Source organism: Amycolatopsis alba DSM 44262 (assembly GCF_000384215.1).
GTDB classification, from domain to species: Bacteria; Actinomycetota; Actinomycetes; order Mycobacteriales; family Pseudonocardiaceae; genus Amycolatopsis; species Amycolatopsis alba.
Window position 1 is genome coordinate 3,795,308 of record NZ_KB913032.1, and the last position, 20,201, is coordinate 3,815,508.

The following is a 20,201-nucleotide window of genomic DNA, read 5'->3' on the forward strand; positions in this document are numbered from 1 at the left end:
CTCTCCGCATACGACCTGCGGTGCCGATCCACCACAGGTCCCGCACCGCAATTCTGCGATACCCCCTCCGGACGCCGCCGGTCAGCCCTGCGTACGGAACACGAGAGACGAGTGGCCCACGCGGATCACGTCGCCGTCGGCCAGCTGCCAGGTCTGCACCGGGGTGCCGTTGACGGTGGTGCCGTTCGTCGAACCGATGTCCGCGAGCGTCGCGCTCTGGCCGTCCCAGGTGATCTCCAGATGACGGCGCGAGACACCGGTGTCCGGGAGCCGGAAGTCGGCGTCCTGGCCACGGCCCACGACGTTCCCGCCCTGCTTCAGCGAGTACGAACGGTTCGAACCGTCGTCCAGCTGGAGGCTCGCGGCGAGCTGACGGCCGGCCGCGGGCTGGCCGCCGTAGCCGCCACCCTGCGCGTACGGGTCCGCGGCGGGCTGCCCGTACTGCTGCTGGCCACCGCCGTACTGGTCGTAGCCGCCCTGTTGCTGCTGGCCGCCGTACTGGTCGTAGCCGGGCTGCTGGGCGCCGCCGCCGTAGCCTTGGTCGTAGCCGCCTTGCTGCTGCTGGCCGCCGTACTGGTCGTAGCCGGGCTGCTGGGCGCCGCCGCCGTAGCCTTGGTCGTAGCCGCCTTGCTGCTGCTGGCCGCCGTACTGGTCGTAGCCGGGCTGCTGGGCGCCGCCGCCGTAGCCTTGGTCGTAGCCGCCTTGCTGCTGCTGGCCGCCGTACTGGTCGTAGCCGGGCTGCTGGGCGCCGCCGCCATAGCCCTGGTCGTAGCCGCCCTGCTGCTGACCGCCGTAACCCTGGTCGTACCCGGGCTGCTGCTGGCCAGCCTGCTGTCCGTAGCCGTACTGGCCCTGCTGCTGGCCGTACGGGTCACCCTGGTCGTATTGGCCGTAGCCGGGGGGCTGGCTCATTGCTGGGTCTCCTGCGTTGCTGGGTCGTGCCGCCCGTGGCGAACCTTCGACGCCGTGGGGCTTGACGTCGGGATCGACGGACGAACGGGTCTTGAACTGTCCAGTATGCAGCGCCTCGTTGCGCTCGAGCGAAACTACGACGTCACCATAGGTGTCCCAACCGTGCTCGGCGAGGTGTTCCTTGACCGCCTCCGCCAACACCGACGTGACCCGACGTTCGTCTCCGGCCATGCGCTCGTGATCAGCCTGCCCCAACGACACGATGTAGTGGTTGGGAGCGAGCTGTCGACCACCGGCCAGCTCACGAACGTTCTCCTCGCTCTCGCGCTCAAGCGCCACCGCCACTTCCTGCGTGACGACGTTGCCACCGAACATGCGCGCGAAGGTATTGCCCACGAGGTTCTCGAGCCGCCTATCAAAGCGCTCAACGCGGCCCACCGGGCAACCTCCTCACACGTGTGCTTCCCCGTCGATCCTATCCGGGTACGGCCAGTCGGACACGGCCCCCGGTGAAACCCGCCAAAACCGCCTGCTACGCTTTGCGAGCTGTCAGAGAATGAAGCACTCGGGCGAGTGGCGGAATGGCAGACGCGCACGGTTCAGGTCCGTGTGTCCGAAAGGACGTGAGGGTTCAACTCCCTCCTCGCCCACTCTTGTTCGAGGCCCCCGTCGCTCCGCGACGGGGGCCTCTTTCGTGTGAGTCGTCGCTCGTCAGTTTCCGGGGGCCGAGCCCCCGGAACCCCACGGTGCGTGAGGGCGGCGGTTGGTCTTGGGGCGGCCTAGGGCCTGGCGGCCCTGGCCTGATTTTGGGTCTTCGTGGGTCTTGTGTACACGTTTGTGCTGGTAGTTGCGGGTTTGCAGCCGGTATATTTTCTGGCATGTTTTCATACCCCATGGCCGAGGATGTGCTGCACGACCTCGGAGACAAGGTCGTCGGCGCGCTGGTCGACGCCACGAGTGCGGCCAGGGCGGACCTGGCTGAGTATCGCGACGCCTTCCCGAGCTGGGTCGCGGACAGCAGCGACCGGGGGCTCTCGAACTGGATTCACGACCGTCTTTGGGCGCACCTGCGCCGTGGGCTCAGCGACATCGACTCGGTCGAGCTGGTGGATCAGGGCGTCACCCGCGAAGTCACAGTGGGGCTCCGGTACCGCGCTCGTGTGAAGCGGCACACGGTCCGGGATCGCATCAGGTCGTACGCCACGAAATCCGCCCTCGCCTTCTGGGCGCAGTCCGAAGCTCTGGAAGGATTGGAGGAGGTTCGCCTGGGCTTCGGTTACCGCTGGGACCCCGAAGAGCGAGTGATCGGCAGCACCATCGTCTCCCTGCGCGACGGGTTGGACAAAGATGCGATCTGGGCCGTGGAGGTAGATGCTGAGGCGTCCGGAGCCGCGGGTACGGAAATCACCTGGACACCTGTCGATCCGTCGCTGCCCCAGATCGACCTGTACGAGGCCTTGGCCCGAGACGAGGAGGACGAAGCGACGTGAGTGGAATCGGCGATGTGCTGGAAACACTTCGCCGCGCCCGCGGCCTGACGCAGGCTGACCTGTGTGCCAAGGCTGAGATCACTCAGGCCGCGTTGTCCCGTTACGAGAACGATCAACGCATGCCTGACGACGACGTGGTGAACCGGCTCGCGGAGTCACTGGGCGTATCGGCACGTTTTCTGACTCGGGATCACGCTGTCCGGGGCGCGCTCGCCGTGGATGCGCACATGAGACGTCAGCGAACGACGAAAGCTTCCGCGTGGCGGAAGCTGGAAGCGCGATTGAATGCCTATCGGCTGCACGTTTCCGTGTTGTTCGAGGAGGTGTCGATGCGGGCGGAGCAGTCCGTCCCGACGTTTGACCCGATCGATACGACCCCTGAGCAGGCGGCTCTGATGGTGCGCGCGCAATGGCGGCTGCCGGTCGGGCCGGTGCGGCATCTGGCTCGATGGCTCGAATCAGCTGGTTGCGTGATCCTGGAAGAGGACTTCGGCACATCCCGGATCGACGGGCTTTCCCAGTGGATCGGCGATCACCCGGTGCTGCTGATCAACGCGGCCGCCCCGGTCGACCGCAAACGGCTGACCCTGGCTCACGAACTCGGTCATCTCGTACTCCACAACGGGATCGCGACCGAAGATCCGGAGCGGGAAGCGAATGAGTTCGCCGCCGAGTTCTTGATGCCGTCACACGTGATCAAGCCGGACCTGCGTCCTGTGACCCTTGGTCATCTACGGGACATGAAGCGGGTTTGGGGAGTCTCGATGCAAGCGCTGTTCGAGCGGGCCTACTCACTCAGGCAGGTTTCGGCGGCGGACCGTACGAGCTTCTACAAGTCCATGAACGCTCGCGGCTGGAAAACGACCGAACCGGATGGTGATCACCTGGCTCCGGAGACTCCGCGACTCGTCACGGCGATCGGGGACACGCTGCGAGCCAAAGGTCTCACCGACGAGGAGATCGCCGAGCTGGCGGGCTTCTCGGACGGCGCTGTGGACAACCCGTTCACGCGACCGATGCGGCGACTGCAGGCGGTATAGCGCTGAACGGCGCAACGAGCCCCCGTGGAATCGAGTCCGCCGGGGGCCCATCGCGCGATGGAAATGGGTCAGTTCACGCCGATCAGGTCGACCACGAAGATCAGCGTCTCGTTCGGCTTGATGACGCCGCCGGCGCCGCGTTCGCCGTAGGCCAGATGCGGCGGGATGACCAGCTTGCGGCGGCCGCCCACCTTCATGCCCGCGACACCCTGGTCCCAGCCGGGGATGACCTGTCCCGCGCCGAGGCCGAAGCGCAGCGGCTCACCGCGGTCCCACGACGCGTCGAACTGGTCGCCGGTCGAGTGCGAGACACCGACGTAGTGCACCGAGACGGTGTCGCCGGCCTTCGCCTCCTGGCCGTCGCCGACGGAGATGTCGTTCTTCTCCAGCTCGGTGGGCGCGGGGCCGTCCGGGCGGTCGATCTGGGGCTTTTCCAAAGGCATGCTGAGGAAGATACGTGAAGCGAAGCTTCTCCGCTGAGGGCGGCGGTGGGGAGGAAGGAGGAGCTACCTGTGCAGGTCCGGGGTTCGCAGGACGAGTGTTCCGCCGAACGGAGGCAAGAACGCGAATAGTCTTCACAAATTTGGATACTCGTGGGTAGTGTGCGCCTCGTCACTCTCCGACGACGGAGGTCTTTCATGCGACGAGGCATACGGGTCTTGACGACGCTGGCGGGGTTGACGCTGGTGGCGGGAACCGTTCCGGCACTCCAGGCGAACGCGGCGGAAGCCCCACGGAGCTCAGTGGTGGCGGCCGCGCTCGACGACTACTGCGGCGGTCAATGCGGCGACATCCTGCCGCCCGGCACCAAGGGGAACGCCACCCTCGCCGAGATCCTGGCGCACAAGGCGCTCGGCACCCGGCCCGCGCATTCCGCCGATCAGCTCGGCCGGTACGCCTCGCTCGCCGACGGCTACAAGACGCTGACCACGGACAAGATCAACCAGTTCTTCAACGACGCCTCGTACGGCGTCCAGTCCGGGCAGGTCGAGAGCACGATCAAACCGCGTTCGGACGTGACGATCACGCGCGACAAGGCGACGGGCGTCCCCCGGATCGTCGGCACGACGCGGCCGGGCACGATGTACGGCGCCGGATACGCCGCCGGGCAGGACCGGCTGTGGCTGATGGACATCATGCGCCGGGTCGGTCGCGGCCAGCTGACGTCGTACGCCGGAGGAGCACAGGGAAACCGCGAACTCGAGCAGAGCTTCTTCGCTTCGGCGCCTTACACCGAACAGGAACTGCAGAAGCAGATCGACAACGCCGTGGCCAGCGGTCCGCGCGGCGCGCAGGGCAAGGCCGACGCCGAGGCTTACGTCCAGGGCGTCAACAAGTACATCTCCGACTCGCACAGCGGCCGCTACTTCCCCGGCGAGTACGTCCTGACCGGACACGTCGACGCGATCACGAACGCCGGGACCATCGAGCCGTTCAAGCTGACCGACCTCGTCGTCCTCGCGGCCGTCGTCGGAGCGCAGTTCGGCGCCGGTGGTGGCGGTGAGGTACAGAACGCCATCGCGAAGATGGCGATGCAGGAGAAGTACGGTCTCGAACAGGGCGACAAGGTCTGGAAGAGCTTCCGGTCCGAAGACGACCCCGAGACCGTCAAGACCCTCCACAGTGGACAGAACTTCGACTACGGCAAGGCGCCCGCGAACCCGCAGGGCGCGGCCATCCCGGACAAGGGAACGGTCTCCGGGCAGCAGCTGGTCTTCGACCCGACCGGATCCGCCGGGACGGCGACACCCGCCAAGGTGGACGTTCCCGCGCCCGAGGACCAGAAGGCCGTCCGCGGCATCTTCGACGACGGTGTCCTGCCCGGCAACATGCTGTCGGAGAAGCACGGCATGTCCAACGCGCTGGTCGTCTCCGGCGCCAAGACCGCGAGCGGTCACCCGGTCGCCGTCTTCGGCCCGCAGGCCGGCTACTTCGCGCCGCAATTGCTGATGCTGCAGGAACTCCAGGGCCCTGGCATCAGTGCCCGCGGCGCCTCCTTCGCGGGCATCAGCATGTACGTGCTGCTCGGCCGCGGCAAGGACTACTCGTGGAGCGCGACCTCGGCGTCGCAGGACATCACCGACACCTACGCCGTCGAACTGTGCGAGCAGAACGGTTCCGCGCCGACGAAGAACTCCAACTTCTACCGCTTCCGCGGTCAGTGCCTGCCGTTCGAGATCGTCGAGCGCAAGAACGCCTGGAAGCCCACCATCGCCGACGGGACGGCCGAAGGTTCGTACACCCTGCGCAGCTTCCGCACCAAGTACGGGCCGGTGTCGAGCCGGGCGCTGGTCGGCGGCAAACCGGTCGCGTACGCGTCGCTGCGGTCGACCTTCCAGCACGAGATCGACACGATCATCGGCTTCCAGAAGTTCAACGATCCGGACGCGATCAAGTCGGCGAAGGACTTCCAGGTCGCGGCGGCCGACGTCAACCAGACCTACAACTGGTTCTACGCCGACTCCCGCGACATCGCGTACTTCAACTCCGGCTCGAACCCGGTCCGCAATCCGAACGTCGACCCGGCGATGCCGGTGCGGGGCGACGCCGGATTCGACTGGCAGGGCTGGAATCCCGACGGCAACCTCGCGAACTACACACCGTCCTCGCAGCATCCGCAGTCGATCAACCAGGACTACTACATCAGCTGGAACAACGCGCAGAGCAACGGCTACGCGGCCAGCGGCGCGGACAAGAGTTCCGTGCACCGCGGCGATCTGATCGACGCGCGGGTCAAGAAGATGGTCTCCAGCGGCACCAAGGTGACGCGGGTGAACCTCACGCAGGCCATGGAGGAAGCAGCACTGGCCGACCTCCGCGCGGAGAAGGTGCTGCCCGAGCTGCTCAAGGTGCTCGACAAGGCGCCCGTGACCGGTCCCGCCGCGGACGCGGTGACGAAGCTGAAAACCTGGCTCTCCGCGGGCGCCCTGCGTTCGGAGACGTCGCCGGGCAGCAAGGCCTACGCGAACGCCGACGCGATCCGGATCATGGACGCCTGGTGGCCGCTGCTGGTCAACGCCCAGTTCAAACCCGGTATGGGCGACGCCGCGTATGCCGCAATGGTGGGTGTGCTGAAGATCAACGAGTCGCCTTCGGGCTGGCAGAACGAGGTTCCCGGCAAGCACGTCGGCCAGCCGCACGCGGGTTCGTCGTACCAGGCGGGCTGGTGGGGCTATGTGCACAAGGACATCCGGTCGGTCCTCGGGCAGAACGTCGCCGGTCCGCTGCCCGTGAAGTACTGCGGTGGCGGCGACGTCGACGCCTGCCGTCAGGTGCTGCTCGACTCGCTGACCCAGGCGGCCGCGCAGCCCGCCAACACCGTGTATCCCGGTGACGGCGACTGCGGCGCGGGCGACCAGTGGTGCGCCGACACGATCATCCACCGCGCGCTCGGCGGGATCACGCAGGACAAGATGAGCACCCAGAACCGGCCGACCTTCCAGCAGGTCGTGGAGTTCCCGGCGAAGCGCGGCGACAACATCGCCAACCTCGCCACCGGCCGGTCGGTGAGCGCGAGCAGCCACGAGACCGGCTGGTACAACTCGCCGCCGTCCAACGCGATCGACGTCGATCTGTCGACGCGCTGGGCGAGCGACTGGAGCGACAACCAGTCGATCACCGTCGACCTCGGCTCGGTGCAGCGTGTCTCCCGCGCCGTCCTGCACTGGGAATCCGCGTACGGGAAGGCGTACAAGGTGCAGGTCTCGTCCGACGGGACGAACTGGCGCGACGTGGCGTCCATAGTGGACGGAGATGGCGGGCAGGACAACGTCGCCTTCGAGGCCACCGACGGCCGCTATGTCCGGATGGCCGGGGTTCAGCGAGGGACGAAGTACGGCTACTCCCTCTACGAGTTCGAGGTGTACGCCCACTAGCTCCGTGGTGTGTGATGGGTCCCTGCCCGGATGTGCGGAAGGGGCCCATCACAGCCAAGCTTGAGGCAACCTTGTCGGCCTGCCGTCCAGACCGCTTACGGTCAGGATCGCCGCGCGGCAGTCGAGGGGGACCACGACCAGGATCCTGTGGCTGATCGGCGCCGGATTCGTCGCCTTCGCGCTCACGGTGGCGTTCGGCTTTCTGCAGAAGCTCCCCGGTGTGCGAGGCGTGGAAATGCCCGAAAGCCGGTATGCCTACTTCATGATCGCCTCGCTCGCCCTCGGGTATTGGGCGTCGATCCTCCACCGGGAACGGCAGCTGGGCGACCTTCCGGCGCGGAACCGGCGCACGTCCGCCGTCAGGGTCCTCGGCGGCTGGTACCTGGCCTCGTTCCTGATCGCCTTCGGCGGTGGCGCGACGCTGGCCGTGACCATGTACTTCTCCACCGAGTCACGCACCTTCGCCTGGACATGGCTGGCACTCCTCGGATGGGCGGCGCTTTGCTCCACGGCGATCCTCATCTGGGCCGTGACCCGCCGGGTTCGCGGCGACGACGCCGCGTCCATCGCCGTCGACAATGAGTTACGCCTCCAGGACAGCCGCTTCCTGCCGCCCGTGTTCTTCCCGGTCGCGAGCCTGATCGACCCGTTGTTCAGCCATCGGTCGCCGCCGGGCTTCACCTGGTGGATGGTGGGCTACGCCGCGCTCGCGGTCGCCGCGGCCTTCGTCGCGTACCGGCAGGACGCGCGACGGCCCGCCTTGCCACCCGGCGTTTACGGGACCGACGAGACCAGCTCGCCGGTCCCCGAGCCGAGGGCCCACTAGCGAGGGCACGGTTTACGGTGGCGGGGTGGACACGAACGACTGGTCACCCCGCACCCTCGCCGTCGCCGCCGGACGCCCCGAGGGCCCCGGCGAACCGCTGAACGTGCCGATCGTCGCGGCGAGCACCTTCGACGCCGGCGCCGACCGCGCGTATTCACGGGAGAACGGCACCCCGACCTGGGAAGCCCTCGAAGCCGCGATCGGCGCGCTCGAAGGCGGGCACGCCACCGCGTTCGCCTCGGGGATCGCGACGCTGAGCGCCGTCGTCGACACCCTGCAGGTCGGCGCGAAGGTCTGCGTCCCGACGTTCTCTTACGCCGGGTCCCGCGGCCTGCTCGCGCACGCGCACCGCACCGGTCGCCTGGTGGTGACCGAGATCGCGCCGGACGACACGGCCGCCTGGGTCGCGGCCGCGGACGCCGACCTGCTCTGGCTCGAATCGCCGACCAACCCGACGCTCGACGTCATCGACATCGAGACGATCGCCGCCGCCGCGAACGGCCTGGTCGCCGTGGACAACACGTTCGCCACCCCGCTCGGGCAACGGCCGCTGGAGCTGGGCGCCGACATCGTCGTGCACAGCGCGACGAAACTCATCGGCGGGCACAGCGACCTGCTGCTCGGCCTGACGATCGCGGCCGACGAAGGCGTCGCGAAGGATCTGCGCGACGCGCGCACCCGGATGGGGGCGACGCCGGGAGCGCTCGAAGCGTGGCTGGCCCTGCGCGGGCTGCGGACGCTGCCGGTCCGTCTGGCCGAGCAGACCCGCACGGCCGCGCTCCTCGCGGCGCGCCTGCTCGATCACCCCGCGATCACCCGTGTCCGCTATCCCGGCTCCGGCACGATGATCGCGTTCGAACTCCCGGACGCGGAAACCGCGGACAAGGTCATCGGATCGCTGCGGCTGATCCGGGCCGCCACCAGCCTCGGCGGGGTGGAGAGCCTGGTCGAGCGGCGGGCTTGGCTGGCGGGCGACGCGCACGTGCCCGCCGGACTGGTCCGGTTCAGCGTCGGTCTCGAAGATCCGGAAGATCTCTGGACGGACCTGGCCACGGCGCTCGCCTAGCGCCTTAACCTGGAGCGCGTGGAGGAGACGAAACCGCCTCGGCGGCTCGGTCAATGGCTGTGGGGCCTGTTCTGGCTCCTGGTGCTCGGATTCCTCGCGATCGTCGTGGCGGGCGTACTGGCCGAATTCGCGGCGATGCCCTGCCCGAGCGACAAGATCTGGGCCTGTGACGCGGAGAACCGGACCCTGGCCACCTTCATCCCCGCGATCGGGTTCGGTCTCGGGCTGCTGATCGCTGCCGTGGGCGGTGGCCGGGCGGTACGGAAGCGGACGTCGCCGAAGCCCTGGTTGCTCGGGGCGGGACTCCTCGGCGCGCTTTCCCTCGGGGTGGCCCTGTTCCTGGAGTTCTGATCGTGGCCTTCGGGTTGCCGGGAACCGGCTTTCGTGTCCGAACGGTCAATTCTTCACCGATGGGTACTCCGAACGTGTGAACCAGTGAGTAACAAAGGGTCGGAGAGTCACGGAAAGAGGTCGATCGGGCCAGGAAAACCGGCATTTCCGGGACGTTCCGCGGAAGAGGAAAAAATGCTTCCGCAACGCGACCGCTTCGGTCGTTCGGGTGTTAACATTCCTCCGTCGCCGCGAGTTCTTCCCGCCGCAGAGCGACTTCCGGGCCCTTGTATCGGGCCGGATCACCCTGGTGTTACCGGTTTTCCCAGTGGTTCTTGTCACCGTCCATTCGCTACTGACAAGCCGCGCTTTTCCGGCAAGATCGCGCTGTCACCCGAACGTGGGTATTCCCCTCGGGTGGTCGCATGGTGGGGGTCACCGTGCGTTGCGATGCTTTTCACTGGGAGATCACTTTGAAGAAGACGTTGGGCCGCCTCGCGGGCGCGGTGCTGGCCGGCGCCGTCATCTCGCTGGCCGTGACGCCTGCCGCGTCGGCGCAGGACGAAGCGACGACGACGCCCCCCGCGGCGCCGACCGAGACCTCGTCCTCCGCTCCGGCGGAGCCGTCCTGGTCGGGTGGCAAGGCCAGCTCCGGTCCCGAGTGGTCGGGCGGCAAGGCGACGACCGCTCCGCCGGAGACGACCGAGACCGGCACGCCGACCTCGACCAGCGGCACGCCGACTTCCAGCAAGCCGACGCAGACCTCCACCTCGGAGAAGCCGACCACCACCACCCCGCCGAAGCCGGTGCTGAACGTCGGCGCCGGATACGTCGAGGGCAACGAGGGCGCGCTGGCCATCCTCTGCGGTTCGGAGCCCACCGGCGTCACCGCGCCGGACTTCACCGTCGTCGACTCGTTCCAGGACGGTGGCGACGCCTACCTGTGGATCTACATCATCGAGGCCAAGCCCGGCTTCAAGGGCACCTCGAGCACCTTCACCTGGACCTGCGACGGCAAGCCGGGCAAGGGTGACATCGAGATCGAGGGCACGGTCGGCGGCGGGACCGCGCCGGGCGCCAAGCCGGAGACGCCGAAGAAGCAGGTCAAGCTGAAGCCCAAGGGCGGCATCGAGACCGGTTTCGGCGCCACCGCGGCCTGATCCGATGAAGCTCCTGACGCAGGGCGGCCGCCTGGTCGCGGCCGCCCTTGTCCTTTCCCTCGCGCTGACGGGCTGCGGCACCGACGAACCCGCCCCGGCCGCCTCGCAGGAGGCACCGGCGGAATCGGCTCCGCCGGTCGTCAAACCGTTCAACGGGACTCGCCCGACGAACGTGAAGATCCCCAAGATCGGCGCGGAATCGAGCCTGGTCACGGTCGCGGTCGGCAAGGACGGCAAGATGTCCGTCCCGTCGGCGAAGAACCCGATGCAGGCCGCCTGGTACCGGCTCTCGCCGGTTCCCGGTGACGTCGGTCCGGCGATCGTGCTCGGACACGTCGACGGCAACAAGCAGCCGGGCATCTTCTACAAGCTCAAGGACGTCAACCCCGGCGACGAGGTGCTCGTCGACCGCAGCGACGGCAAGAGCCTGAAGTTCGTGGTCGAGAAGAAGGACCAGGTGCCCAAGGACCAGTTCCCCGAGGACGCGGTCTACGGCAACACGGACAAGGCGCAGCTGCGGCTGATCACCTGTGGCGGTGTCTTCGACAAGGAAGAACACAGCTACAAGGACAACATCATCGTCTACGCGAACCTGGTCGCCTGACGCTTGATACGAAAGGCCCCTTCACCGCGGATTTCGCGATGAAGGGGCCTTTCACGTCAGCTCAGCCCACGCCGGCGGCCGGGAACGGGAACCCGTCCGGAGCCGCGGCCTCGGGATCGACCCACTTCCGCATTCCCGCGTCACAGGCCGCGTAACCCCAGTTGATCAATCGCTCCTGCAGCACTTCCGGCAGCTTCGTCAGCCGCGTCGGGGTCTCCGCCAGCCCGTGTGTGAGCTTGACTGGAGCCTTCAGGGAAGTCTCCAGCTCGAAGTTCGAAAGGTTCACGTAGGAACCCCAATAGGCGCCCGCGAAATCCTTCTCCACGTAGGACTTCAGCAGCGCGCCCCGCCGCAGCTCACGGACCTGGTTGTCGATGACGTCGAGGACGCGCAGCAGCTGCCGTCCCCAGTCGCGTTTGACCTTCGGCGTGACCTTCATCCGCTTGCCCGCGTCGCTGACCAGCACCGTCGAGTGCCCCTCGACCGGGTCCAGGCCGAGGTTGTCGTAGACGCCGGCGTCGCTCAGCACGATCTTGCGGCCGGTCTCCTCCGACAGCGGATCGCGGAGCACCACCGGCGACAGCATCGGCGGGAACGCCGAGGACGCGGCCACCGCTGTCGCGAGCGGGATGTTCCCGTGCGCCCCGTTCTGCCGGAAGAACCACCACAGCGCGCCGTCCTGGAGGTTCGTCGCGGTGAAGACGAACTGCGGGCCGTCGGGGTCCAGATCCTTGAGGCAGCAGTCGCCGAACAGGTGTTTCGCGTACACCCGCGCGAGTTCCTCGCCGGCGCTCCGCCACGGAATGGCCATGGCGCGCAAGGTGACCGGGATGTCGAGCCGGGTGCGCGCCAGGTTCCGGACCGGCGCGACGACCTTGTCGTCGAAGTTGTCCGCGACACCGTTTTCGAACTTCAGGTCCGACCACGCGTGCGCGAGCACGCCCGCCGCGATCGAGCCGCCCGAAACGCTGGAGAACGTCGAGATCTTCGACAGCCAGCCGAGTTCGTTGAGCCGCCACAGGGCTCCGGTGTGGAACAGCATCGCGCGATAGCCACCGCCGGACAGCGCCAGGCCGACGCCTTGGCGGGGGTTCGAAGGCTCCATTTCATCCCCCATGTGAGCGAGTTTAGGGGGGTGAGTCGCCCGAACGCCACGAACCGTTACGACAGGAGCGGTAACAGCAGGCGGCGCTGGTCCTCCGGCACGTATTCCGCGTAGTTGTCGTACAGCGCCTGTTTCGCCAGCCGCGACGCGCGCTCGCCGTCCGAATCCCGGATCGCTTCCAGCACCTCTTCGTGATGGACGAGCCAGTTGCGCATCAACGCGGTCCGGTCGTCGGCGTGCTCCAATTTGTCCTCGATGAGTTCCAGTACGACGCCGCGCACGACCTCGCCGCTGGTCACCAGCAGCGGATTTCCCGTCGCGCGGGCGATGGCCTCGTGGAACGCGACGTCCGCGTGGGAGAACTCGGCGAAACCCTTCGCGACGCCCGCGCGCATCGCCGCCAGAGCCGCGTCCAGTTCGGCGAGATGGTCTTCGGTCCTGAGCTGCGCGGCGAGCAGATGTGCGGAACCGTCGAGCACCATGCGGAACTGCAGGAGTTCGGACAGGCCGAGGTTCTCGGCCCGCGCCAGCCGCTGCATGGACCGGTGCAACGCGGCGGGCGAGGCGGCCAGGACCTCGGGGCCGCGCGGGTCGCCTGGCCGCGAGCGGATCATTTCCGCCGCCTGCAGTACCCGCAACGCCTCGCGCACGGTCGAGCGGCCGACGTCGAACTGCACCATCAGCTCGCGTTCGCTCGGCAGCCGGTCGCCGGGTTTGATCCGGCCGCTGAACACGGCTTCCTCGATCTGTTCGACGACGCGCTGGTACGCGCGGACAGGGGCGACCGGCTCGAATTCCATCTTGACCCTGCCGTCCCGTCTGGTTTACTGGTCAGACCAGTCTACCGGTCAGGGGGCAGGATGAAAGCCCGGATCCACGCGGCGGCCCTCGTGTTGCTGCTGGTGACGTCCGCCTGCTCCGCCGGGTCGAGTGCCACGGTCGCCAAGGATCCCGGCACGCTCGCCATCGGGTACACCGCCGAACCCGCGAACTTCGACTTCACCCGCACCGACGGCGCCGCCATCCCGCAGGCCTTGCTCTACAACGTCTACGAGGGCCTGGTGAAACTCGACGCGGACGCGAAGATCGTGCCGCTGCTGGCCGAATCCTGGACCGTTTCCCCGGACGGCAAGACCTACGACTTCAAGCTCCGCAAGAACGCGAAGTTCGGCAACGGCGCGCCGTTCACCGCCGAGGACGTCAAGTTCTCGCTGATGCGGGTCAAAACCGACTGGACGGTGTCGATCAAGTCCACAATGGACGTTGTCGACCGGGTCGACGTCGTCGCGCCGGACCACGCGCGGGTCGTGCTCACGAAACCGAGCAACGGCTGGCTGTTCAGCCTCACCAGCAGGCTCGGCGCGATGTTCAGCCCTGCCGGCGTCGCGGATCTGGCGAACAAACCGGTCGGCACCGGACCGTACACGGTGTCCTCCCGCCGGCGCGGCGATTCCATCGTGCTCAAAAGGAATCCCGACTACTGGGGCACAAAACCGGCGTACTCGACCGTCGTCCTCAAGTACATCAAGGATCCGACGGCGCTCAACAACGCCTTGCTCAGCAACGGGATCGACGTCATCTCTGCGATCACCGTGCCGGATTCGATCCCGCAGTTCCAGAGCGACGACCGGTTCACCGTCGTCGAAGGCACGACGAACAGCGAGGTCACGCTCGCGTTCAACAACACCCGCCCGCCGCTGAACGACGTGCGCGTGCGGCGTGCGCTGTCGTACGCGATCGACCGGAAGGCCTTGCTGGACACGGCCTGGGCGGGGCGCGGCACGCTCATCGGCAGCATGGTCCCGCCGACGGATCCTTGGTACGAAGACCTCTCGAACGCGTACTCGTTCGATCCCGCGAAGGCGAAAGCGCTGCTCGCGGAAGCAGGGCAGCCGAATCCCTCGCTGCGGCTGCGTATCCCGAACCTGCCGTACGCCGTCTCGGCCGCGCAGGTGGTGGCGTCGCAGCTGGCCGACGTCGGGGTGACCGTGACGATCGAGCCGCTGGACTTCCCGGCGGTGTGGCTCAAACAGGTCTTCACCGATCACGACTACGACCTCTCGATCATCCAGCACGTCGAGGCGCGCGACATCGTCACCTTCGGTAAGCCGAAGTACTACTGGGGTTACGACGGCAAGGACGTCCAGCAGGAGCTGGCGAAGGCCGACGCCGGGACACCCCAGGAGCAGATCGACGCGATGCGCCAGGTCGCGCGGCGGCTGTCCGAGGACGCGGCCGCGGACTGGCTTTTCCTGTTCCCCAATGTGATCGTGGCGAAGAACAAGGTGACCGGGTTCGTCCGCAACCAGGTCAGCGAGTCCTTCGATCTCACGGGATTGGCGCCGCGATGACGGTCAAGATCGTGCGACGGGTGGCGATCCTGGTGGCCAGTGTGCTGGTCGCGTCCATCGTGGTGTTCCTGTTCATGGCCGTGCTGCCGGGCGATCCGGCGCAGGTCGCGCTCGGCGTCAACGCGACACCGGAGCTGGTCGCGAAGACCCGCGCCGAATTCGGTATCGACAGGCCGCTGGTCACGCAGTACTTCGACTGGATCGGTGGTGTCCTGCACGGCGACTTCGGCCGCTCGTACGTCACCCGCGAGGAGATCGGGCCCGCGCTGACCGACCGGCTCGGCGTGACGTTGTGGCTGGTCGGGGCCGGGATGCTGGTGGCGCTGCTGATCGCCGTCCCGGCCGGGACGTTCGCCGCGGTGCGGCGCCGGAAGGCCGACGGCACCGCGGTTTCCGGGCTGTCGCAGATCGGCGTCGCCATCCCCGCGTTTCTCGCCGGCATCATCCTGGTGCAGATCTTCGCGGTGCAGCTGCGCTGGCTGCCCTCCGGTGGCTGGACGCCGCCGGTGCAGGACCCCGGCGAATTCCTGCGCGGCCTCGTCCTGCCGGCTTTGTCACTGGGGCTCGTCCAGGGCGCGGTGCTCACCCGCTACGTGCGGTCCGCGGTGCTCGACACACTCGGGCAGGACTACCTGCGCACGGCCCGGTCCAAGGGGCTCCGGCCGTTCCGAGCGCTCTTCCGCCACGGGCTGCGCAACGCCGCCGTCCCGGTGGTGACGGTGCTCGGCCTGCAACTGGCGACGCTGCTGATCGGCGCCGTGGTCGTCGAGCGCGTGTTCGTGCTGCCGGGGCTCGGCAGCATGCTGCTCGACTCGGTGGCGTCGCGGGATCTGTTGTCCGTGCAGGGGATCGTGCTGGTCTTGGTGGTCGGCGTGCTGCTGGTGAACTTCGTGGTCGACGTCCTCTACACGGTGCTCGACCCGAGATTGCGGGGTTCCTGATGCGTAACCGCAGTCTCGTCATCGGCGGTGTGCTGGTCGCGCTGATCGTGCTCGCCGCGGTGCTTTCGTTCGTGTGGACGCCGTTCGACCCGGTCCGTGTCGACGCGCCCAACCGGCTGCACGAGTTCAGCGGCTCGAACCTGCTCGGCACCGACAGCTTCGGCCGTGACGTGCTCAGTCAGCTCATGGTCGGCGCGCGGACGACGCTGTACGTCGGCGTGGTCGCGGTCGGGATCGCCGCGCTGATCGGGACGCCGCTGGGCATCCTCGCCGGGATGTCGTCGCGGTGGCTCGGCGAATTCGTCATGCGGGTCAACGACCTGGTGCTCGCGTTCCCCGCGCTGCTGCTGGCGATCATGTTCGGCGCGGTGTTCGGGGCCGACACGCTGACCGCGATGGTGGCGATCGGCATCGCGACCATCCCGTCCTTCGCGCGGATCGCGCGTTCGGGAACGTTGCAGGTGATGAGCAGCGAGTTCGTGCTGGCCGCGCGGTCGGCAGGTCGTTCGCGGCCGAACATCGCGGCGCGGCACGTGCTGCCGAACATCTCCGGGCTGCTGATCGTCCAGGCGTCCGTCTCGTTCGCGATCGCCGTGCTCGCGGAAGCGGCGTTGTCGTTCCTCGGCTTCGGCACGCGGCCGCCGACGCCGTCTTGGGGCCGGATGCTGCAGGAATCCCAGGTGTTCCTGACCCTGCACCCGCGGCTCGCGCTCGTACCCGGCGTCGCGATCGCCATCGCCGTCCTCGGGTTCAACCTGCTCGGTGACGGCCTGCGCGATCGTCTCGACCCGCGATTGGCGGCGCGGCTATGACCCTCGAAGTCCACGGTCTCGGGATCGACGGCCTGGTGCGCGACGTCTCGTTCGACGTCGCGCGAGGTGAGCGCGTCGGACTGATCGGCGAGTCCGGTTCCGGCAAATCGCTGACGGCGCTGTCGATCATGGGGCTGCTGCCCGAGGAGCTCGCCGCGTCCGGCTCGGTGAAACTCGACGGCCGCGAGCTGCTCGGCGCGCCGGAGAAGGAACTGTCGCGGTTGCGCGGCAACGACCTGTCGATGGTGTTCCAGGAGCCGATGACCGCGCTGAACCCGGCGATGCGGGTCGGCGCGCAGGTGGCCGAACCGATGCGGATCCACCGCAACGGCGGGAAACACCGCGCCGCGGCCGAGGCGCTGCTGAATTCCGTCGGGCTACCCGGCACCTTCCGCGCGTATCCGCATCAGCTGTCCGGCGGGCAGCGGCAGCGCGTCGTCCTCGCGATCGCGCTGGCCAACGACCCCAAGCTGCTGATCTGCGACGAACCGACGACCGCTTTGGACGTCACCGTGCAGGCGCAGATCCTGGAACTGATCCTCGACGGGGTTCGTGAGCGGGAGAGCGCGCTGCTGTTCATCACGCACGACCTCGCCGTGGTCGCGTCGGTGTGCGAGCGCGTGCTGGTGATGCTGGACGGCGAGATCGTCGAATCCGGAACCACGCGGGAAGTTCTCACCGCGCCGCAGCACGAGTACACGAAGAAGCTGCTGGCCGCTTCGGATCTGGAGGCGAGCCGATGATGATCTCGGTGCGGGACCTCGAACGCCGCTACACCCGCCGCGATGTGCACGCCCTGCGCGGCGTTTCGTTCGACGTCGAGGCTGGTCAGCGCTTCGGGATCGTCGGCGAGTCGGGTTCGGGAAAGTCCACTTTGGTCAGACTGCTGGCCGCGCTGGACAAGCCGACGGCGGGCAGCGTCTCGTTCCAGGGCAAGCGCGTCGACACTTTGCCGGAGCGGAAACTCGGCTTCCTGCGGTCGGAACTCCAGATCGTCTTCCAGGATCCGATGGGCTCGCTCGATCCGCGGATGCGGGTGCGCGACATCATCTCCGAGCCCTTGGGACGCCGGGATCCCATACGGGTTTCGGAGCTGCTAAAAGCCGTCGGCCTGCCTTCGGATGCCGCGGGGCGGTATCCGCACCAGTTCTCCGGCGGGCAGCGGCAACGGATTTCGATCGCGCGGGCGCTCGCGCCGAATCCGAGCGTCCTCATCGCGGACGAACCGGTGAGCGCGCTCGACGTCTCGGTGCGCAAGCAGATCCTCGATCTGCTCACGTCGCTGGTCGAGCTGTACTCGCTGACGCTGATCTTCGTCTCGCACGACCTCGGCGTGGTGCGGCACGTCTGCGACCGGGTCGCGGTGATGCGGCGCGGGGAGATCGTCGAACTGGGCGACGTCGACCAGGTCTACGACGCGCCGGAGCACGAGTACACCAGGGAGCTGCTGGCGGCCGCACCGAATCTGCGGGCCGAGCTGGCACGGTTGAGGGGAGGGGACGATGGCTGACTATCCCGAGGGACTGCCGATCGGCGACGGGTGGGTGTCCACTGTGGACTCCGCGCCGGTGACTTTCCCCTACGACGGTAGCGAGATCGGCCGGGCGCCGGTCGGGACCCCGGAGCTGGCCACGCGGGCGATCGACGAGGCCGTCGCGGTGTTGAAGCAGGTCGCGGCCCTGCCGTCGCGTGTTCGCCGCTCGCTTCTGAACGACGTCGCCGCCGCGCTGGAAGCGCGCCGCTCCGAATTCGAGCAGCTTCTGATCCTCGAAACCGGAAAGCCGCTGGTCGACTGCCGGGTCGAGGTCGCGCGCACGATCGTCACCTGGCAGGCCGCCGCCGAAGAGGTCTCGCGGCTGCACGGCGAGACCGTTCCGCTGGACCTGCTGCCCTCCGGTGACGGGCTGGTCGGATTCTGGAAACGCAAGCCGATCGGCGTCGTCGTCGGCATCGCCGGGTTCAACTATCCGCTGCTGCTGGCGTCGCACAAGATCGCACCCGCCATCGCGGCAGGCTGTCCGGTGGTGGTCAAGCCCGCGCCGCAGACGCCGCTGGCGACGTTGTGGCTGGTGCACTTGATCCGCGAGCTGACCGACGTGCCCGCGATGGTCCAGCTGGTCACCGGGGACGCGACGGTCGGCTCCGCGCTGGTCACGGACCGGCGCGTCGGCGCGGTGTCGTTCACCGGATCCGCGCTGGTCGGGCACCGGATCGCCCGCGACGCCGCGCCTACGAAGACGTTGCTGGAGCTGGGGTCCAACGCCGCCTTGGTGGTCGCGGAGGACGCGGACCTCGACGCGGCCGCGGACGCCGTCCTGCGCGGCGGGTTCTACGCGTCCGGGCAGGCCTGCATTTCGGTGCAGCGCGTCCTGGTCGTCGAGGCCGTCGCCGAGGAGTTCACCGAACGGGTGCTGGCGCGGCTCGGCGAAGTCGTCGTCGGTGATCCGCGTGACGAGAAGACACGGGTTTCCGCGCTGATCGACGCGGCGTCGACCAAGCGCGTCGAGGAGTGGGTCGGCAAAGCGACTTCGGCCGGTGCGCGGCTGGTCGGCGGCGGCGTCGACGGCACCGTGTGGCGGCCCGCCGTGCTGCTCGCCGTGCCTGACGGCCTCGAATGCTGGGACGAGGAGATCTTCGGCCCGGTCGTCTGCGTCCGCCGAGTGGCGGGAGTGGACGAAGCTTTCGACGCGGTCAACGCGTCGCGCTACGGCCTGCACGCTTCGGTGTTCAGCACGTCCTTGAAGACCGCGTTCCGCGCGCTCGACGAGCTCGACGTCGGCGGCGTGGTGGTCAACGAGGTGCCCGGTTTCCGGTCGGACACCATGCCGTACGGCGGGGTGAAGGACTCCGGGATCGGGCGGGAAGGGCCGCGGTTCGCGGTCGAAGAACTGACCGTGACGAGGATGGCGGTGCTGCGACCGTGAGTTACGAGAACCTGTTCCGGCTGGACGGCAAGCGGGCCGTCGTGCTCGGCGGCGGCAGCGGAATCGGCCGCGAATCGGCGAAAGCCCTGGTCGCTCATGGTGCCGAAGTGATCGTCGCGGACCGCGACGTCGCCGCGGCCAAGGAAACCGGCGCCGGGGAGGCGTACGAGATCGACCTGCTCGAAGACGGCGCCGCCGCACGGGCCGCCGCCGAACTCGGCGAGGTCGACGTCGTGGTGCTGACCGCCGCGACCAACGTGCGCAAACGGCTGCTGGAGTACTCGCGCGCGGAATTCGACCGGGTGATCGCGCTGAACCTCGGCGCGACGTTCGAGGTCGTCCGCGCGTTCGGCGCCGGGATGGTCGAGCGGGGGCGGGGGAGCATCATCGGGTTCTCGTCGATCCGAGGCACCACCGTCGAACCGGGACAAGGCCCGTACGCGGCGACGAAAGCCGGTCTGGTGCAGCTGTTCCGCACGGCCGCGGCGGAGTTCGGCCCGGCCGGGGTGCGGGTCAACGCGATCGCGCCCGGCGTCGTCGAGACCCCGCTCACCGCGCAGATCAAAGCGAATCCGGACTGGTACGACGCCTACGCGACCAAGGGAGCGCTCGGCCGTTGGGCGCGTCCGGAGGAACTCGCGGGCGCCGTCGTCTACCTGGCCTCGGACGCGTCGTCGTTCGTGACCGGCTCCGTACTGGCGGTGGACGGCGGCTGGACCGCGGTCGACGGCCGCTTCGAACCGCCCGCGACCTAAGGAGGCCCGC

At 68.1% G+C, this 20,201-nt stretch carries 19 protein-coding genes and 1 tRNA gene; 16 read left to right on the forward strand and 4 right to left on the reverse strand.

Annotation, left to right across the window (positions count from 1 at the left end):
* Positions 1-81 precede the first annotated feature (81 nt).
* The gene (locus tag AMYAL_RS0118020) at positions 82-1,350 is read right to left on the reverse strand and encodes an FHA domain-containing protein (RefSeq protein WP_026467195.1); all 1,269 of its coding nucleotides are present in this window, start codon (positions 1,348-1,350) and stop codon (positions 82-84) included.
* Between the two features lie 129 nt (positions 1,351-1,479).
* Here AMYAL_RS0118020 and AMYAL_RS0118025 point away from each other — a divergent pair.
* The 3 genes from AMYAL_RS0118025 to AMYAL_RS0118035 all read left to right on the forward strand — a co-directional run bounded on the left by AMYAL_RS0118025 (position 1,480) and on the right by AMYAL_RS0118035 (position 3,442).
* Positions 1,480-1,562, forward strand: a tRNA-Leu gene (locus tag AMYAL_RS0118025).
* A 243-nt stretch (positions 1,563-1,805) separates the two neighbouring features.
* Positions 1,806-2,402 carry a hypothetical protein gene (locus AMYAL_RS45955; protein ID WP_020632703.1) on the forward strand — a complete coding sequence of 199 codons (597 nt, stop codon included), beginning with the start codon at positions 1,806-1,808 and terminating at the stop codon, positions 2,400-2,402.
* The gene (locus tag AMYAL_RS0118035; protein WP_020632704.1) at positions 2,399-3,442 is read left to right on the forward strand and encodes a helix-turn-helix domain-containing protein; all 1,044 of its coding nucleotides are present in this window, start codon (positions 2,399-2,401) and stop codon (positions 3,440-3,442) included. Before AMYAL_RS45955 ends, AMYAL_RS0118035 begins: the two co-directional genes overlap by 4 nt.
* A gap of 68 nt (positions 3,443-3,510) precedes the next feature.
* On the opposite strand, the gene AMYAL_RS0118040 is transcribed toward AMYAL_RS0118035, so the two are convergent.
* Positions 3,511-3,885 (reverse strand): FKBP-type peptidyl-prolyl cis-trans isomerase, encoded by a 375-nt coding sequence (locus AMYAL_RS0118040; protein ID WP_020632705.1) that lies wholly within the window; start codon positions 3,883-3,885, stop codon positions 3,511-3,513.
* Positions 3,886-4,080: 195 nt separating this feature from the next.
* On the opposite strand from AMYAL_RS0118040, the gene AMYAL_RS0118045 reads away from it, so the two are divergent.
* From AMYAL_RS0118045 to AMYAL_RS0118070, 6 genes are all read left to right on the forward strand, one after another.
* Positions 4,081-7,317, forward strand: coding sequence for a penicillin acylase family protein (locus AMYAL_RS0118045; RefSeq protein ID WP_245192941.1), 3,237 nt, complete (start codon positions 4,081-4,083; stop codon positions 7,315-7,317).
* 235 nt (positions 7,318-7,552) lie between these two features.
* On the forward strand, positions 7,553-8,143 hold the full coding sequence (locus AMYAL_RS0118050; RefSeq protein WP_143267697.1) for a hypothetical protein: 591 nt from the start codon (positions 7,553-7,555) through the stop codon (positions 8,141-8,143).
* A 25-nt stretch (positions 8,144-8,168) separates the two neighbouring features.
* Positions 8,169-9,209 (forward strand): trans-sulfuration enzyme family protein, encoded by a 1,041-nt coding sequence (locus AMYAL_RS0118055; protein WP_020632708.1) that lies wholly within the window; start codon positions 8,169-8,171, stop codon positions 9,207-9,209.
* 18 nt (positions 9,210-9,227) lie between these two features.
* Complete coding sequence (locus tag AMYAL_RS0118060) at positions 9,228-9,560, forward strand: hypothetical protein (protein ID WP_020632709.1); 333 nt, start codon at positions 9,228-9,230, stop codon at positions 9,558-9,560.
* 452 nt (positions 9,561-10,012) lie between these two features.
* Positions 10,013-10,699: a hypothetical protein gene (locus AMYAL_RS0118065; RefSeq protein ID WP_026467196.1), complete on the forward strand. Its 687-nt coding sequence runs from the start codon at positions 10,013-10,015 to the stop codon at positions 10,697-10,699.
* Positions 10,700-10,703: 4 nt separating this feature from the next.
* On the forward strand, positions 10,704-11,303 hold the full coding sequence (locus AMYAL_RS0118070; RefSeq protein ID WP_020632712.1) for a class F sortase: 600 nt from the start codon (positions 10,704-10,706) through the stop codon (positions 11,301-11,303).
* A gap of 61 nt (positions 11,304-11,364) precedes the next feature.
* On the opposite strand, the gene AMYAL_RS0118075 is transcribed toward AMYAL_RS0118070, so the two are convergent.
* Both AMYAL_RS0118075 and AMYAL_RS0118080 read right to left on the reverse strand, forming a co-directional pair.
* On the reverse strand, positions 11,365-12,408 hold the full coding sequence (locus AMYAL_RS0118075) for a patatin-like phospholipase family protein (RefSeq protein ID WP_020632713.1): 1,044 nt from the start codon (positions 12,406-12,408) through the stop codon (positions 11,365-11,367).
* A 56-nt stretch (positions 12,409-12,464) separates the two neighbouring features.
* A complete protein-coding gene (locus AMYAL_RS0118080) occupies positions 12,465-13,208 on the reverse strand; it encodes a FadR/GntR family transcriptional regulator (RefSeq protein ID WP_020632714.1) in 744 nt (247 codons plus the stop codon).
* 60 nt (positions 13,209-13,268) lie between these two features.
* Here AMYAL_RS0118080 and AMYAL_RS0118085 point away from each other — a divergent pair, with 60 nt between their 5' ends.
* From AMYAL_RS0118085 to AMYAL_RS0118115, 7 genes are read left to right on the forward strand one after another with little or no spacing between them, the layout of a single operon-like run.
* Positions 13,269-14,759 carry an ABC transporter substrate-binding protein gene (locus AMYAL_RS0118085; RefSeq protein WP_020632715.1) on the forward strand — a complete coding sequence of 497 codons (1,491 nt, stop codon included), beginning with the start codon at positions 13,269-13,271 and terminating at the stop codon, positions 14,757-14,759.
* Positions 14,756-15,700 (forward strand): ABC transporter permease, encoded by a 945-nt coding sequence (locus AMYAL_RS0118090; RefSeq protein ID WP_020632716.1) that lies wholly within the window; start codon positions 14,756-14,758, stop codon positions 15,698-15,700. Before AMYAL_RS0118085 ends, AMYAL_RS0118090 begins: the two co-directional genes overlap by 4 nt.
* A complete protein-coding gene (locus AMYAL_RS0118095; RefSeq protein WP_020632717.1) occupies positions 15,700-16,512 on the forward strand; it encodes an ABC transporter permease in 813 nt (270 codons plus the stop codon). Before AMYAL_RS0118090 ends, AMYAL_RS0118095 begins: the two co-directional genes overlap by 1 nt.
* Positions 16,509-17,255, forward strand: coding sequence for an ABC transporter ATP-binding protein (locus AMYAL_RS0118100; RefSeq protein WP_020632718.1), 747 nt, complete (start codon positions 16,509-16,511; stop codon positions 17,253-17,255). The genes AMYAL_RS0118095 and AMYAL_RS0118100 overlap by 4 nt, the downstream gene beginning before the upstream one ends.
* The gene (locus AMYAL_RS0118105; RefSeq protein ID WP_020632719.1) at positions 17,252-18,022 is read left to right on the forward strand and encodes an ABC transporter ATP-binding protein; all 771 of its coding nucleotides are present in this window, start codon (positions 17,252-17,254) and stop codon (positions 18,020-18,022) included. Before AMYAL_RS0118100 ends, AMYAL_RS0118105 begins: the two co-directional genes overlap by 4 nt.
* Positions 18,015-19,436 carry an aldehyde dehydrogenase family protein gene (locus AMYAL_RS0118110; RefSeq protein ID WP_020632720.1) on the forward strand — a complete coding sequence of 474 codons (1,422 nt, stop codon included), beginning with the start codon at positions 18,015-18,017 and terminating at the stop codon, positions 19,434-19,436. The genes AMYAL_RS0118105 and AMYAL_RS0118110 overlap by 8 nt, the downstream gene beginning before the upstream one ends.
* Complete coding sequence (locus AMYAL_RS0118115) at positions 19,433-20,191, forward strand: SDR family NAD(P)-dependent oxidoreductase (RefSeq protein ID WP_020632721.1); 759 nt, start codon at positions 19,433-19,435, stop codon at positions 20,189-20,191. The genes AMYAL_RS0118110 and AMYAL_RS0118115 overlap by 4 nt, the downstream gene beginning before the upstream one ends.
* Positions 20,192-20,201: the final 10 nt, after the last annotated feature.

Excerpts from the sequence above, each read along its gene's own strand:
- AMYAL_RS45955 (WP_020632703.1), top strand. The coding sequence starts at position 1,806 with ATGGCCGAGGATGTGCTGCACGACCTCGGAGACAAGGTCGTCGGCGCG.
- AMYAL_RS0118040 (WP_020632705.1), bottom strand. The coding sequence starts at position 3,885 with ATGCCTTTGGAAAAGCCCCAGATCGACCGCCCGGACGGCCCCGCGCCC.
- AMYAL_RS0118045 (WP_245192941.1), top strand. The coding sequence starts at position 4,081 with ATGCGACGAGGCATACGGGTCTTGACGACGCTGGCGGGGTTGACGCTG.
- AMYAL_RS0118050 (WP_143267697.1), top strand. The coding sequence starts at position 7,553 with ATGCCCGAAAGCCGGTATGCCTACTTCATGATCGCCTCGCTCGCCCTC.
- AMYAL_RS0118070 (WP_020632712.1), top strand. The coding sequence starts at position 10,704 with ATGAAGCTCCTGACGCAGGGCGGCCGCCTGGTCGCGGCCGCCCTTGTC.
- AMYAL_RS0118075 (WP_020632713.1), bottom strand. The coding sequence starts at position 12,408 with ATGGAGCCTTCGAACCCCCGCCAAGGCGTCGGCCTGGCGCTGTCCGGC.
- AMYAL_RS0118080 (WP_020632714.1), bottom strand. The coding sequence starts at position 13,208 with ATGGAATTCGAGCCGGTCGCCCCTGTCCGCGCGTACCAGCGCGTCGTC.
- AMYAL_RS0118085 (WP_020632715.1), top strand. The coding sequence starts at position 13,269 with ATGAAAGCCCGGATCCACGCGGCGGCCCTCGTGTTGCTGCTGGTGACG.
- AMYAL_RS0118090 (WP_020632716.1), top strand. The coding sequence starts at position 14,756 with ATGACGGTCAAGATCGTGCGACGGGTGGCGATCCTGGTGGCCAGTGTG.
- AMYAL_RS0118095 (WP_020632717.1), top strand. The coding sequence starts at position 15,700 with ATGCGTAACCGCAGTCTCGTCATCGGCGGTGTGCTGGTCGCGCTGATC.
- AMYAL_RS0118100 (WP_020632718.1), top strand. The coding sequence starts at position 16,509 with ATGACCCTCGAAGTCCACGGTCTCGGGATCGACGGCCTGGTGCGCGAC.
- AMYAL_RS0118105 (WP_020632719.1), top strand. The coding sequence starts at position 17,252 with ATGATGATCTCGGTGCGGGACCTCGAACGCCGCTACACCCGCCGCGAT.
- AMYAL_RS0118110 (WP_020632720.1), top strand. The coding sequence starts at position 18,015 with ATGGCTGACTATCCCGAGGGACTGCCGATCGGCGACGGGTGGGTGTCC.